The organism is Alphaproteobacteria bacterium (assembly GCA_040905865.1).
In the GTDB taxonomy this organism is placed as follows: Bacteria; Pseudomonadota; Alphaproteobacteria; order UBA8366.
Genome location: JBBDQU010000051.1, coordinates 1 through 14,339, shown reverse-complemented (window position 1 = coordinate 14,339; position 14,339 = coordinate 1). Strand labels below are relative to the sequence as shown.

The window sequence follows — 14,339 nt, the reverse complement described above, 5'->3', positions numbered from 1 at the left end:
CCCCCGCACCGATAGGCTGTGACAGGAAATAACGGGGGAGGGGAATTCATGCTGACGATTGACGCGCAGGTTCATGCCTATGAACGGGACCATCCGGGCCGGCCCTGGCACGGGGTGCTGGCGGGACCGCCGGAGGTGACCGGCGACGACATGGTGGCGGCGATGGATGCGGTCGGCGTCGACGGCGCGATCCTGGTATCGGCTTTCACCATGTACCGCTTCGACGACAGTTACGCGCGCCTGGTGCGGCTGGCGCATCCGAAGCGCTTTGCGCTGCTGAAACCGGTCGATACGTCGGACCCCGGCGTGGCGGAAACCATCGCCGAATGGGCGGCGCTGGACGGCACGGTCGGTATCCGCATCATGCTGCGTCAGGCGGCCTCGGCGGATCCGGACGACCCCGGAATCCGGCTGGTGCTGGGCGAAGCGGCGCGCCATTCGCTGCCGGTGAATCTGTCCTGCGTCGGGCGGCTGGACCAGGTTGCCATCCTGGCCGCGCGGCGCCCGGATACGCGGCTGGTGGTCGATCACCTGGGCCTGGAACAGCCGCGCGTCCCCCCGGTTCCGGCGGAACCCTTCGCGGAAATACAGAAGCTGCTGGAACTGGCGCGGTTTCCGAATGTCGCGGTGAAGATCAGCGGCGCCTGCACCCTGTCGCATGAACCGTTTCCCTATAACGACCTTTGGGACCCGCTCTGCCGGGTCTTCGACGCTTTCGGCTTCGACCGCTGCATGTGGGGCACCGACTGGACGAGGGCGATAAACCTCGTCAGTTACGAACAGGGGGTGGAGCCTTTCCGCCTGACCGACCGGATCACCGATGGCGAACGCGCGGCGCTGATGGGTGGGACCCTGCAACGGATATACGGCTGGGCGCCATCACCGGGGTAATCCGCGCGGCGGGCGGGGTCATATTGTCAGCGCCGCGGTAACGGGCGTATCTTGCCGCGCCAAAAATAACTGACGCGCCGCATACGCAACATCCAGGAGGAAACAAGGCAATGGCGAATAACGATATCGACAGCATAACGGCTATTGCCACCCTGGGCCTCGGCGAGGCGGGAACGGCGCTGACGACCGGGCTGGCGAAGGTCTGGCGCAAGGGTAATCCGGCGCGGCGCATCCTGTCGGTCGACACCGCGCTGGGCGACAATGTGCGGGGCGCCGCGATCAACGACCGCGCGCGCGCCATCGGCGTCGAGATCGAGGGCAGCTACACCAGCAGGCTGGCCGATGCGGGGGCGGTATTTTCGGTTGTGACCGGGGTCGATGCGAAGGACGCGGCGCTGTCGGCACGCGAGGTGCTGAAACCGGGCACGCTGTTCTTCGACGTCAACACGCTGACCGGGCCGCAGACGGTCGCCATCGCCGAGGAAATGTACAAGGCCGGGATCGACTATGTGGATTTCGCCGCGATGGGCGGATTCGCCGCGTCGGGGCACAGGGTGCCCTTCGTCGTCTCGGGCCCGGCGGCCGAACGGGCGGCGGCGTTCCTGAAACCCTTCGGCTTCAATGTCGAGGTGATGAGCGACCGCGCCGGCGACGCCTCCTCGGTCAAGATCATCCGCTCGGTCATGGTGAAGGGGATGGAGGCGCTGGGCGTCGAATGCATGGTCGCGGCGCATCGCGCCGGGCTGGTGGACGAGGTGCTGGCCTGTTTCTCCGATATCGACGAACGCACCTTCGCCGGCATGGTGAAGTCGCTGACCACGACCCATTTGGTGCACGCCAGGCGGCGCATGGAGGAAATGGACAAGGCGCAGGAGAATCTGGTCGAACTGGGCATCCGGCCGCTGATGAGCGAACGCACCCGCGAATCCCACGCCCGCACGGTGGACGCCGGCGTGGCGCCCTCGGATGCCAGCCTGCCCAGCTTCGAGGAAGCGCTGGAAATCCTCAGCGAGAAGGTGGTGAAGCACCTCTGACCAGGGGAGGGCCGGTTATCCGCGTGAACCGTGCCCGCAATCGTCTTGCTCAGCTCTGCGTCGGCAGGTTGGATTCCGTCCCGGGGTCGAGCGGGTAGATCGGCCGGCGCAGGTTCTTCCAGGGGAACAGGCTGTAATCCGAGGTGCAGGCGCCGGGGCCGGAGACCATGACGATGTGCCGGGCCAGCGGTTCGAACCCGGCGCGGAAATGCTGGCGGGATTTCAGCAGCACGTATTTCTTCCGCGCGGGATCGATGCCCGCATGGGTGAAGGCGCCGGTGTCGAAGGGTTCGTAGCGGCCCTCGCTGACCAGGATTTCGACACTGCCGGTATCCAGCACCGCGCAGCGCCCGATATTCAGCGCCACGCCGGTAAACATCGGCCCGGTCACGGTGAACTGCCCGTCGGTGATGCGCCGCACGATACCGGTGACTTCCAGCGGTTCGCCGCGCAGCCCCATGGCGGGCATGTCCACCTTGCCGCCAAGCCGGATCGTGACGGTCGCGCCGACGCCGGCGTCGATCATCCGCGCGACCGATTGCGGGTCGCAGAAAGGTCCGGCGCAGACGTTTTCCAGCCCCTGGCGCATGACCTCCGCCAGCACCGCCATGACATCCTGGTTGCCGCCGGAACCGGTATTGTCGCCATGGTCGATCAGCAGCACCGGGCCGTCGTCCAGCGCCTTCGCCTTCGCGATGGAATCGGCCACGGGCTCGACATTGAAGACGAATTCGTCGCGCCGGTCCCAGCCCTCGCGCAGGATATCGTAGAGCAGCCGCTCGCCGTCGTCGCGCGATCCGTCGGCGACGACAATGGCGCTCAGCCCCACATGCGGGATGTCGGCCAGCGGGAAGCAGCCGAAGACCGAGGCGTTCAGCACGGCGCCCGACGATTCCGCCGCGATGGCCTTCGCATACATGTCGCGCATCGGCTGCATGGAGGGGGCGTGCCGGTTCATATGGGTGAGGACGGGTAGCGAGTGCCAGACCATGACCGGGTCGACCTCGCCGTTCAGCGCGCGGATCAGGGTGCGTCCGGCGCGCGCCCCGGTTTCATGCATGTCGATATGCGGATAGGTGCGGTAGCCGGCGATGACCGTGGCGTTGTCGACCATCGCGGCGGACAGGTTGGTGTGGAAATCGAGCGCCACCGCGATGGGCAGGTCGGGGGCGACGGCGCGGATGCGGCGCAGCAACGCGCCCTCGCCGTCATCATGGTCCTGCGTGACCATTGCGCCGTGCAGGTCGAGGAACAGCGCGTCGCAGCCCTTTGCCACGGCCTCGCAGATCGCTTCGGCGCAGATATCGACGATCTCGCCGGGGGCGGGGGCGCTGGGATGGGCATTGGCGGCGATGGGGAAGACAAGCTCCGCGCCTTCCGCCGCCGCGAGGTCGATATAGGCGGCGACCGGGTTGTTGGTGCCGCGATAGACCCGCAGCGCCTCGTCGCCGCGCGCCGGCCCGTCAGTGGGGCCGATCCGCCCGAAATCCCGCACCGGAGTCGGCACCGGCGAAAAGGTATTGGTCTCATGCCGCATGAGCGCGGTTACGAACCGTCGGGTCATGGTCGTGTTCCTTTCGGTGGCGGTATCATCGTCTGTATGGCCTGTTCGTATAGTGTGCCGGCCCCCTGACACCATGAACGGTTGCAGCAACCGGAACTTTGCATATAACGTTACAGTAATATCGCAAAAAGCGAATGGGTCCGTCGAACAGCGGGCCCGCCAAATGTCCGCTTGACGGACCTGGAACCCTAGGGAGGTAACATGTACGAAATTATCAGGAATCTCGGATTCGGCGCCGTTATGGCGCTCGGCGCAGCCGCTGCGCAGGCGGATGATGTAAAGCTGCCGGCGCAGATGACGTGGACGGCCTATGGCACGACCTCGACCGGATATCAGCAGTCTGTTGCGCTCGGTAATATGCTGAAATCGAAGTTCAATTCGCAGGTCAACATCAAGACGGGCAAGAACGACATCGCCCGCATGCTGCCGATCAAGGGCCGCAAGGCCGATTTCTGCGCCTGCGGGATCGCCCTCTATTTCGCCCAGGAAGGGGTTTACGAATTCGGCGCCAAGACCTGGGGGCCGCAACCCATCCGCATGGTCTTCGCCTCCATCGGCGGCGCCGGAATCGGCCTCGCCGTGGCGAAGGATATCGGGGTCGCCCACTACAAGGACCTGAAGGGCAAGCGCGTTGCCTGGGTGCGAAGCGCGCCGGCGCTGAACCAGAATGCCACCTCGGCGCTGCGCTTCGGCGGGCTGACCTGGGACGACGTGAAGAAGGTCGAGTTTGGCGGGTTCCAGGCGTCGCTGGACGGTATCATCAACGGTCAGGTCGACGCGGCCGCGTCCTCCACGGTCTCGCCGCATATTTCACGTATCGACGCGTCACCGCGCGGTGTGGCCTACCTGCGGATGGACCACAAGGATACCGAGGGCTGGAAGCGCCTGCAGGGCGCGGCGCCCTGGATGCAGCGGCATATGGCCACGCAGGGGCCCGGCATGTCCAGGGAGAACCCATGGGAGGGCTCCGGCTATTTCTATCCGGTGCTGCTGACCAATGACGATTACGATTCGGCGACGGTCTACAGCCTGGTCAAGGCCATCGATACGAGCTATGACGATTTCAAGACAGCGGCGCCGGGCGTCGACGGCTGGGCGCGAGATCGGCAGGGGTTTCAGTGGGTCATTCCCTGGCATGACGGCGCGGTGAAATACTGGAAGGAAGCCGGCGTCTGGACCGCGGATATGGAAGCGCACCAGGCCCAGGCCGTGAAAAGGCAAAAAACGCTGACTGATGCCTGGAAGGCGTATTCGGCGAATCCTGCTGCGGATTTCGAGGCCGGTTGGCTCGAAGCACGGGCGGCGGCGCTGAACGCGATGGGCATGGCCGTCGTTTTCGACTGACGGGAACCGACGGACTCAAAGACAGGCCATGAGCCTGCGCGCACCCGAAGGCAAGGCGGCGGTGGCGGAAATTTCGCGCCATCGCCAGCTTGCCGGATTCTGGCATTACGCGCTGCTGACCGCGGCGTTCCTGTCCATCGGGCTTTCGGTCTATCAGCTGTTCAGTATCGGGCGGCTGATGTCGGACAGCGATTTCCTGGGCGGGATTCCCTGGCGGTTCAGTCAGGATCTCGGATTCAATTTCAATCTGCTGGGCCTCCAGTATCTTTATCTGCTGCTGCTGACCCTGCTGCCCTTTGTTTTCATTTACTGGCCCGCATACGGCGGCGCGCCAAAGAACAGCGTGCCCTGGTATGATGTCGTGCTGTTCGTCACGACCATCGGGGTCGGCCTGTATTTCGTCTGGAACGGCGGCCGGATCCTCGACGAAGGCTGGGAATATGAGGTCCCGGCGGAAAACATCGAGGCGGTTTATCTCGCCTATGTCCTCTGGGCGCTGGTGCTGGACGCGACGCGCCGGGTCGGGGGCTACGCCATCGTTTCGGTCGTCGCGATTTTTTCAATCTATCCTTTCGTGGCAGACCAGCTTCCGGGAATCCTGCTTGCGTCGTCGCCGGACTGGCAGGAAGTCGGCACACGCTTCGCGATGGGCGAGGAGGCGATCTTCGGCATCCCGATGCGCGCCTTCGGCAATATCGTCATCGGTTTCCTGATCTTCGGCGTCGCCCTGCAGCATACCGGCGGCGGCAGCTTCTTCCTCAACCTCGCCTTCGCGCTGCTCGGCCATGTCCGGGGCGGGCCGGCGAAGGTCGCGATCTTCGCCAGCGGGTTGATGGGCTCGATGAGCGGCAGCGTGGTCACCAATGTGCTGACCACCGGCGTGATGACCATCCCGACGATGAAGCGGGTCGGATTCCGGCCCGCCTATGCCGGCGGGGTCGAGGCCTGCGCGTCCACGGGCGGGGTGCTGATGCCGCCGATCATGGGCGCGACGGCTTTCGTCATGGCGCTGTTCCTTGAGGTGCCCTACCGCGACGTGGCGCTCGCGGCGATTATCCCCTCGGCGATGTATTTCTTCGGGCTGTTCATGCAGATCGACGCCTATGCGGCCCGTCACAATCTGCGCGGCCTGCCGCCGGCGGAAATGCCGAGCCTGAAGGAGACCATGAAGAAGGGCTGGTATTTCATTGCCGTCTTTGCACTGCTGGTCTGGATGCTGGTCTTCCTGAACCAGGAAACCATTGCGCCGTATTACGCGACAGTCCTGCTGATTGTCCTGAACCAGGTCTTTCCCTATTACCGCTGGAACCGGGCGAAACTGGTCGATTTCATCACCTCGACGGTAAAACTGTTTGCCGAACTGGCGGCGCTGCTGGCGGGGATCGGCATCATTGTCGGCGCACTGGAAGTCACCGGCAAGATCGGCAACCTGGCCAGCGACCTGCTGTCCATAGCCGGGGGATCCAACGTGATCCTGCTGCTGATGGGGGCGTTCACCAGCTTCGTGCTGGGGATCGGCATGACCGTCACGGCGGCCTATGTCTTCCTGGCCATTGCCCTGGCGCCGGCGCTGATCCAGGGCGGCATGAACCCGATGTCGGTGCATATGTTCATCTTCTACTGGGGCATGCTGAGTTTCATCACCCCGCCGGTGGCCCTTGGCGCCTATGCGGCGGCGCCCATCGCCAGGGCGGCGCCGATGTCGGTCGGGTTCGAGGCGATGCGGCTTGGCAGCATCATCTACTTCATCCCGTTCTTTTTCGTCTTCGACCCGGCCTTCATCTGGCAGGGGCCGCTGGAACAGACGGCGCTGGTCTTCGCCAAGGCGATGATCGGCATCGTGTTCGTTTCCGGCGCGCTGCAGGGCTATCTCGTCCTGCTGGGCAATCTCGGCGGCGGCGTCACCGGCTGGATCAGTCGGGCGGCGCTCGGCATCGGCGGTATCACGCTGGCGACGCCGGGCAATGAGGTGCTGGGCGTGACCAACTGGGAACTGGCGACGGTTTCCGGAATCCTGCTGGCTATCGGCGTCGCCACGGGGTTTGTGGCGCGGAAGCAGGCGCCCGCGCTGGCCTGACCCCGCCCGGACATGAAAACGCCGGCTGCAAGACAATGCAGCCGGCGATTCTGTGTCGCTTGTGCGCGGCGGCGGGTCAGCCCATCGCGCTCCGGCCGGCGGAACCGCCCGCCAGCTTGCCGAAGATGGCGCCGGACATCAGCCCCGTGCCGCCCGGATAGTTGAAGTAGAACAGGCCGCCGACCAGTTCGCCGGCCGCATACAGGCCCGGAATTTCCTGCAGGTCGGTATCGACGACACCGCCGGTTTCCGGATTGATCCGCAAGCCGCCGAAGGTGAAGGTGATGCCGCAGCCAAGGCCATAGGCTTCGAACGGGCCCTCGTCGAGGGTGTTCGCCCAGTTAGTTTTCGGAATTTCGAGGCCGGGCGTGCCACGGCCGTCCAGAACAGCCGGATTGAACGGCGTTTTCGTGTCCACCGCCGCGTTGTATTCCTTCAGCGTCTTCAGCGCCTGTTTCGGCTCCACGCCTTCCATCTTCTCAACCAGTTCCTCCAGCGTGTTGCCGGTGACCTTGGTGACCCGGCGAATGCGGTATTCGTCCCGCAGCATGCTGGTGACCTTCTGGTCGAAGACCTGCCAGCACAGCATGCCAGGCTGGTTGAGGATTTCGCGGCCATATTTGGCATAGGTGTAATTGCGGAAATCCGCGCCTTCGTCGACGAAGCGCTTGCCGTGGGCGTTGATCATCACGCCCAGCGGATAGCTGTGCTTCTGGAAATTGTCGCCGACCGTCAGGTCGCCGAATTCCGGCGCGTTCACGTCCCAGGCCACCGCATGGCAGCCGGACCAGTTGCCGTAGGACATGGCGCCGATATCGAGCGCCATCTTGATGCCTTCGCCCTGGTTGTGGCGGGTGCCGCGAACCTTGGCCATTTCCCAGCCGGGGCCGAGGTAGCGGGTGCGCATTTCGGCATTGGCCTCGAAGCCGCCGCTGGCCAGCACGACCGCCTTGGCGCGGATATCCCGGACCTTGCCCTTGTGCTTGACCCTGATGCCGTTGACTTTTTCCTCGTCATACAACAGCGACATGGCGCGGGTTTCGTACTGGATTTCGATGCTGCGTTCGCCGCAGGACTTGGTTTCCAGTTCGATCAGCCCTTCGCCGCCGCCCCAGGTCTCGACGCACAGCCCGCCCCAGAAACGAAACTTGCCGTCGACCTTGAAGGCCTGCCGGCCATAGCTCGGCTGGAACTTGATGCCCTTGGACTTCATCCACTGCACGGTCTCGAGGCTCTTGGTGACGAGCATCTCGGAGAGTTCCGGGTCGCTGCGGAACTGGGTCAGGCGGAACAGGTCGTCGTAATACTGGTCTTCGGTATAGGTGCCGAAATCCGCGTTGCCGATTTCCTCTTCGGTCAGGTCGACAACGGTCTTGAGGTCTTCGACCCCTTCATGGGCGAAACGGATCGCGCCGGCCGTATAGCGGCTGTTGCCGCCGGCTTCCTCTTCCGGGGCGCGTTCAACCACCAGAACCTTCGCGCCGCTTTCCTGCGCGGAAAGCGCCGAGCAAAGGGCGGCGTTTCCCGCACCAACGACGACGACGTCGTAATCCGTATCTGTCATCTGAAACTCCCAGGCAATATAAGGACTGAAAACGCAACCGTACCGTCGCATTGCCTCCCGACGATGGCGCGGCCGCGTGAATGTGGAGTGGTTTTTTTACACGCCGCATGGCAGCGGTCAAGATTGCTGCGCGGTGCGGCTGTTTGTGTACATCGATATGCATTTAACGCATGGCTGAATTGCGCAAAAACTGCACCTTGATTATTCAAACGTTTGACCAAATAATGCCGGCGCAGCATTTGCAGGACAGAACCGTCGGATAGAATGGACGATACGCTCGATAGGCAAACACCGGTCAGCGCGAATCCCGAACCGGACTCCGGCGGCGAATCCCGGGCCCGTGGCCGGCCCGGCGGCGCCGACAGCCGCGACCGGATCCTGGACAATGCGGGCCGGCTTTTCGCCGAACGCGGCTATAACGGCGTGTCGATGCGCGACCTGGCGACGGCGGCAAAGGTCAACCTGGGCGCGGTCAACTACCATTTCGGCGGCAAGCGCAGCCTGTATCAGGAAACCGTCAGGCGGCTGATCGACGATATCGGGCCCCATTTCGGCCCCATCATCCGGCAATTGCGTGAAGACGTGGCGGCGGCGGGCGGCGACCGGGAAAAACTCGCGGCCTGTACGGCGCGCTTTGTCCGCGCCCTTTATGTTGCTGTGCTGGGGGGGCGGGTGCTGCAATGGCAGATGCCCTTCCTGCTGCGCGAATTCCACCAGCCATCCAGGGAGTTCGCCATGATTCTGGCGGACCGCATCAATCCCATGCATGACGCCGTGGCGTCGCTGGTGGCCGCGGCGCTCGGCCGGGACAAGCAGGATCCCGAAATCACGATCCGGGTTCATGCGTTTATCGGTCAGATCATGTCGTTCGGCGCCTGCCGGGCAATCGTGTTCGCGCGGCTGGGCTGGGACGAATACACCCCGGCGCGTATCGCGCTCGTCGCCGACACGGTCATTCCGTCGATTCTGGGGTCGCTGGGCCTGCCGTTGCCGGTGGGACCGAACGGAGAGGAAAGCTGACCATGCGGGTCGGCCTGCACATCTTCCTGGCGGCTGTGGTGCTTGCCGGCGCGACAGGCGGCGTTTATGCGCTGATCGGTTCCAAACCTGAACCGGTGCGCAATGCGGTACAGGAACGGTCATGGGTCGTCGAAACCGTTCCTGCCCGTATCGCCGATATCCAGCCGGACCTCAAGCTGTTCGGCGAGGTTGTGGCGGGCCGGAAAGTGGAACTGCGTCCGCTGGTCGCCGGGCGGATTGTGGCGGTCGGCGATAATTTCCGCGATGGCGGCATTGTCCGGCGCGCGGATCTGCTGGTGGCGATTGACCCGTTCGAATACCGCGCCGCCGTCGCCGAGACGACGGCGCAGCTTGAGGAGGCGCAGGCGCGGCTGCGCGAAATCCGCGCCGAATATGAAGGGGTGAAGGCGCAACTGCCCCATGACAGGACGCAGCGGGACATCCGTCGCCGGGACGTGGCGCGGCGCGAAAAGCTGCGCGGGTCTGGCGCGTCGTCGGACAAGGCGCTGGACGATGCCCGCCTCGCGCTCAGCCAGGCCGAGCAGGAACTTGCCGATCGCGAGCGCGCCATCGCCACCTGGCAGGCGAAAGTGGCGCAGCAGGAGGCGACCGTCGCCCGGATGGAAGTCGCCCTGCGCCGCGCACAGCGGGACCTGGAGGAAACCCGCCTGCTGGCGCCGTTCGACGGCTTCGTGCTGGATGTGGAAGCAGCGATCGGCAAGCGGCTCGGCACCGGCGACCGGGTCGCGACCGTGATCGATTCATCGCGGCTTGAAGTCCGGTTCAATATCGGCAATGCACAATTTTCCGCCCTCAATGCCGATGGCGGGTTCCGGGGCCGGAAGGCCAGGGTCTACTGGCGCGGCGGCGATCCGGCCAATCCGCTGGAAGCATGGCTGGTGCGCGAGGGCAGCGAAATCCAGGCGGACAGCGGCGGCGTCAGCCTGTACGCCAGCCTGCTGAACATCGGGCCGGATACCAGCCTCCGGCCGGGCGCTTTCGTGCGGATCGAGATGCCGGGGCCGGAATACAGGGATGTGGTTCGATTGCCGGAATCGGCGTTGCATGGCGACGATACGGTCTATGTCGTGGTGGATGACCGGCTGGCGGCGCGCCGGACCGAAGTGGTGGCGCGTCTGGGATCGGACGTGGTGCTGCGCGGCGGGCTGGCGGACGGCGAGGCGGTGCTGGTGACCCGCTTTCCCGAAGTCGGCGCCGGCGTCCTGGTCTCGCAGCGATGACGGACAATACGCCCGGCGACACCGGCCGCCGGTTCTCGCTGATCCGGCTGTTCGCCAGCCACCGGACAGCGGCGAACCTGCTGATGCTGATCATGATCGTCAGCGGGCTGTATTCGCTGCGCCAGATGAACGTTCAGTTTTTTCCCGATTTCGGTCTGGATTTCGTCAATATCAGCGTCGACTGGCGTGGCGCCAGCGCGGAGGATGTGGACGCCAATATCGTCCAGGCGGTCGAATCGGAAGTCCGTTTTCTCGACGGCGTCAAGCGGGTGCGGTCCTCCTCCACCGAAGGGCGCGCGCGCATCCTGATCGAATTCAACCCGGGCGCCGACATGCAATCGGCGTTGTCGAATGTGGAAACCGCCGTGGGGCAGGTGACGACCCTGCCGGAAGACAGCGAGAGCCCGGTCATCAATAACGCGGTCCGCTACGATCTGATTTCGCGTCTGTCGATTTCCGGTCCCTATTCGGAAGCGTCGCTGAAGGCCATCGCCAAGCGCATGCGCGACGATCTGCTGGCGCGGGGCATCGACAAGATCACCCTGTTCGGCGCGCGGGACGACGAGATCTGGGTCGAAATCCCGCCGGAAATTCTGCTGGAGACCGACCTGACCCTGGGGGATGTCGCGGCGCGCATCCGCGAGACCTCGCAGGACCTGCCTTCGGGCGACACGACCGGGTCGGCGGAACGGCAGATTCGCAGCGTCGGCGAACGAAAGGACGCGCGGGGGCTGGGCCGGATCGAGGTGCGGGCGCTGGAAAACGGGCAGAAGATCCTGCTGCGCGACATCGCGCAGGTCAGCGAACGCTTCGAGGATGGCGGCGAGACCGCCTGGCGGCGCGGCTTTCAGGCAATCGACCTCAATGTCCAGCGGTCGACCACCGCCGATGCGCTGGTGGTGGCGAAAACAGTGGACGACTACCTGGCGGAAATCCTGCCGACCCTGCCGCCCAACCTGAAGGTGGAGCAATACGATGTGCAGGCGGAACTGATCCGCGGCCGCATCGACCTGCTGCTGGTCAATGGCGGCGGCGGGCTGATCCTCGTGCTGGCCATCCTGTTCATCTTCCTGAACACGCCGACGGCGTTCTGGGTCGCGATGGGCATCCCCACATCGCTGTTCGCGACCATGGCGGTCATGCACATGACGGGGCAGTCGATCAACATGATCAGCCTGTTCGGGCTGATCATGGCGCTGGGTATCGTCGTCGACGACGCCATCGTGGTCGGCGAACATTCGGCCGCCCGCGCCGGCGACGGCATGGAACCGCTGGAAGCCGCCGTGACGGGCGCGCAGCGCATGGCGGCGCCGGTCTTCAGCTCGTCGCTGACCACCATCGCCGCCTTCATCCCGCTGCTGGTGATATCGGACATTATCGGCCAGATCATCCAGGCGATCCCGCTGGTGATCATCGCCGTGATCGTGGCCAGTCTGGTCGAATGTTTCTTCGTGCTGCCGGGCCATATGCGCGGCGCGCTGAAACCGGGCCGCGCCCGCCCGTGGCGCGCGCGGCTGTGGTTCAACCGCAATTTCGACCGCTTCCGGGACGGGCCGTTCCGGTCCTGGGTGCAACTGGCGGTCAACTGGCGGTATGTAACCCTGGCGTGCGCCGTCGGCGGGCTGCTGCTCAGTATCGGGCTGGTCGCCGGCGGCCGCGTCGGCTTTACCTTCTTTCCCTCGCCCGAGGCGGATACGATCTACGCCAATGTCCAGTTCACCGCCGGCTCACCACGCGAACGCACGCTGGAAATGCTGGAAGGGCTGGAACAAAGCCTGCTGGAAGCGGAACAGGATCTGTCCGGCGGCAGGGGCGGGCTGGTCCGCATGGTGCTGCTAAAGGTCGGCGCGCCCAGCGGCGAGCAGGGCGCGGGGTTTCCCGCCAGCGGCGATCATGTGGGCAGCGTGGCGGTCGAACTGGCGGCGTCTGACCAGCGCGAAATCCGCACCAGCGCGATCGTCGAGGCCTGGCGCGCGCGGGCGGTGGCGCTGCCGGCGCTGGAATTCCTGACCATCCGCTCGGCGCAGGGCGGCCCGCCGGGGCGGGAGGTGGATGTCCGTCTCTCCGGCAACGACCTGGAGTCGCTCAAGGCGGCGTCGAAGGAAACCCGGGCGCTGCTGGCGGAATATCCCGGCGTCGAGTCGATTTCCGACAACCTGCCCTATGGCAAACCGGAAACCGTGCTGGAGGTCACGCCGGCCGGCCGGGCGCTCGGCTTCACGACCGAAACCGTCGGCCGGCAGGTGCGCGACGCCTTTGAAGGCGCGGTCGCCAAGCGGTTCGCGCGCGGCGACGAGGAAGTCACGATCCGGGTCCGTTTCCCGCGCGGCGGCGCCGAAACGGCGAGTCTCGACGGGCTCTACCTGCGCGGTCCGGGCGGCGCCGAGGTGTTGCTGGAGGAGATTGTCTCGCAGACCGGCAAGCGCGGCTTTTCCCAGGTGCTGCGCGAGGACGGCGTGCGGCAGGTCGCCGTCACCGCCGATGTCGATGAGCAGGTCTCCTCAACCGACGACGTGCTGTCGGCGCTGGAGAATGACGGAATCCGCGACATCGCCGCGCGCCATGGGGTGGCGGTCAGTTTCGCCGGCAAGGCGGAGGAACAGGCGCAAACCCTGGGCGACATGCGCGCCGGGGCGATTGTCGGGCTGATCGGCATCTACATCATCCTCGCCTGGGTGTTTTCCAGTTACTTCCGGCCGCTGGCGGTGCTGGCGATCATTCCGCTGGGCTTTGTCGGCGCGACGCTGGGACACTGGCTGCTGGACTACGACCTCACGATCCTCAGCATGATGGCGCTGGTCGGGTTGTCCGGCATCGTCATCAACGATTCGATCATCCTGGTCAGCCGCATCGACGAACGCATCGCGGATGGCGACGATATGGAGCACGCCATCGTGGCCGGCACGCGGGACCGGTTGCGGGCGGTGATCCTGACCTCGGCCACGACCATGGGCGGGCTGACGCCGCTGCTGTTCGAACGCAGCCTGCAGGCGCAATTCCTGATCCCGATGGCGGTGACGCTCGTCTTCGGGCTGATGGTGACGACCCTGCTGGTGCTGTTCGTCGTGCCGGCGCTGATCCGGGTGCAGGGCGATTTCGGTCGGCTGTATGCGCGTTTCCGGTCTCCGCAGCGCGATGTTATCGCTGGAAACTAGGAGCCGTCGGGGCGGGTCATGTCGGCCGGCACGACCCATTGCGCGAACTGTTCCTCGGTCACGAGGCCCAGCGCCAGCGCGGCGTCACGCAGCGAGGTGCCGTCGGCCTGCGCCTTCTTCGCGATTTTCGCGGCGCTGTCATAGCCGATATGGGGGCTGAGCGCGGTTACCAGCATCAGCGATTCATCCACCAGCGCCGCGATGCGCGCCCGGTCCGGTTCGATCCCGGCGACCAGGTTATCGGCGAAACTGCGGCAGCCATCGGCCAGCAGCCCGACCGATTGCAGCAGATTGTATATCATCACCGGTTTGAAGACGTTCAGTTCCAGGTGGCCGCTCGCCCCGGCGATGGTGATGGTCACATTGTTGCCCATGACCTGGGCGCAGAGCATCGTCAGCGCCTCGGCCTGGGTCGGGTTGACCTTGCCCGGCATGATCGACGAGCCGGG

General features: G+C 65.1%; 10 protein-coding genes. 7 read left to right on the top strand and 3 right to left on the bottom strand.

Annotated features, from left to right (window positions below; translation table 11 throughout):
* Window positions 1–48 precede the first annotated feature (48 nt).
* On the top strand, window positions 49–891 hold the full coding sequence (locus tag WD767_10720; GenBank protein MEX2616559.1) for an amidohydrolase family protein: 843 nt from the start codon (window positions 49–51) through the stop codon (window positions 889–891).
* Window positions 892–1,001: 110 nt separating this feature from the next.
* Window positions 1,002–1,925, top strand: coding sequence for a DUF1932 domain-containing protein (locus WD767_10715; GenBank protein ID MEX2616558.1), 924 nt, complete (start codon window positions 1,002–1,004; stop codon window positions 1,923–1,925).
* 49 nt (window positions 1,926–1,974) lie between these two features.
* Here the strand turns inward: WD767_10715 and WD767_10710 are convergent, their stop codons facing one another.
* Window positions 1,975–3,489 (bottom strand): M81 family metallopeptidase, encoded by a 1,515-nt coding sequence (locus WD767_10710; GenBank protein ID MEX2616557.1) that lies wholly within the window; start codon window positions 3,487–3,489, stop codon window positions 1,975–1,977.
* A 201-nt stretch (window positions 3,490–3,690) separates the two neighbouring features.
* On the opposite strand from WD767_10710, the gene WD767_10705 reads away from it, so the two are divergent.
* Entirely contained in the window at window positions 3,691–4,833 is a 1,143-nt protein-coding gene (locus WD767_10705) for a TAXI family TRAP transporter solute-binding subunit (GenBank protein MEX2616556.1), read from the top strand.
* A 28-nt stretch (window positions 4,834–4,861) separates the two neighbouring features.
* Window positions 4,862–6,910, top strand: a complete 2,049-nt coding sequence (locus WD767_10700; GenBank protein MEX2616555.1) for a TRAP transporter fused permease subunit — start codon at window positions 4,862–4,864, stop codon at window positions 6,908–6,910.
* Window positions 6,911–6,986: 76 nt separating this feature from the next.
* Here WD767_10700 and tcuA read toward each other — a convergent pair whose 3' ends face one another.
* Window positions 6,987–8,474, bottom strand: a complete 1,488-nt coding sequence (gene tcuA, locus WD767_10695; protein MEX2616554.1) for an FAD-dependent tricarballylate dehydrogenase TcuA — start codon at window positions 8,472–8,474, stop codon at window positions 6,987–6,989.
* Between the two features lie 264 nt (window positions 8,475–8,738).
* Here tcuA and WD767_10690 point away from each other — a divergent pair, with 264 nt between their 5' ends.
* Genes WD767_10690 through WD767_10680 form a run of 3 tightly spaced genes read left to right on the top strand, consistent with a single transcriptional unit; the run spans window position 8,739 to window position 13,890 of the window.
* Window positions 8,739–9,494: a CerR family C-terminal domain-containing protein gene (locus WD767_10690; protein ID MEX2616553.1), complete on the top strand. Its 756-nt coding sequence runs from the start codon at window positions 8,739–8,741 to the stop codon at window positions 9,492–9,494.
* A 2-nt stretch (window positions 9,495–9,496) separates the two neighbouring features.
* Window positions 9,497–10,735, top strand: a complete 1,239-nt coding sequence (locus WD767_10685) for an efflux RND transporter periplasmic adaptor subunit (protein ID MEX2616552.1) — start codon at window positions 9,497–9,499, stop codon at window positions 10,733–10,735.
* Window positions 10,732–13,890, top strand: a complete 3,159-nt coding sequence (locus WD767_10680) for an efflux RND transporter permease subunit (GenBank protein ID MEX2616551.1) — start codon at window positions 10,732–10,734, stop codon at window positions 13,888–13,890. Before WD767_10685 ends, WD767_10680 begins: the two co-directional genes overlap by 4 nt.
* Here the strand turns inward: WD767_10680 and WD767_10675 are convergent.
* Window positions 13,887–14,339, bottom strand: a 453-nt coding sequence (locus WD767_10675; GenBank protein ID MEX2616550.1) for a lyase family protein, incomplete at its 5' end; no start/stop codon positions are given. The genes WD767_10680 and WD767_10675 overlap by 4 nt on opposite strands.

Coding starts and splice junctions, on each gene's coding strand:
- WD767_10720 (MEX2616559.1), top strand. CDS start 49: ATGCTGACGATTGACGCGCAGGTTCATGCCTATGAACGGGACCATCCG.
- WD767_10715 (MEX2616558.1), top strand. CDS start 1,002: ATGGCGAATAACGATATCGACAGCATAACGGCTATTGCCACCCTGGGC.
- WD767_10710 (MEX2616557.1), bottom strand. CDS start 3,489: ATGACCCGACGGTTCGTAACCGCGCTCATGCGGCATGAGACCAATACC.
- WD767_10705 (MEX2616556.1), top strand. CDS start 3,691: ATGTACGAAATTATCAGGAATCTCGGATTCGGCGCCGTTATGGCGCTC.
- WD767_10700 (MEX2616555.1), top strand. CDS start 4,862: ATGAGCCTGCGCGCACCCGAAGGCAAGGCGGCGGTGGCGGAAATTTCG.
- tcuA (MEX2616554.1), bottom strand. CDS start 8,474: ATGACAGATACGGATTACGACGTCGTCGTCGTTGGTGCGGGAAACGCC.
- WD767_10690 (MEX2616553.1), top strand. CDS start 8,739: ATGGACGATACGCTCGATAGGCAAACACCGGTCAGCGCGAATCCCGAA.
- WD767_10685 (MEX2616552.1), top strand. CDS start 9,497: ATGCGGGTCGGCCTGCACATCTTCCTGGCGGCTGTGGTGCTTGCCGGC.
- WD767_10680 (MEX2616551.1), top strand. CDS start 10,732: ATGACGGACAATACGCCCGGCGACACCGGCCGCCGGTTCTCGCTGATC.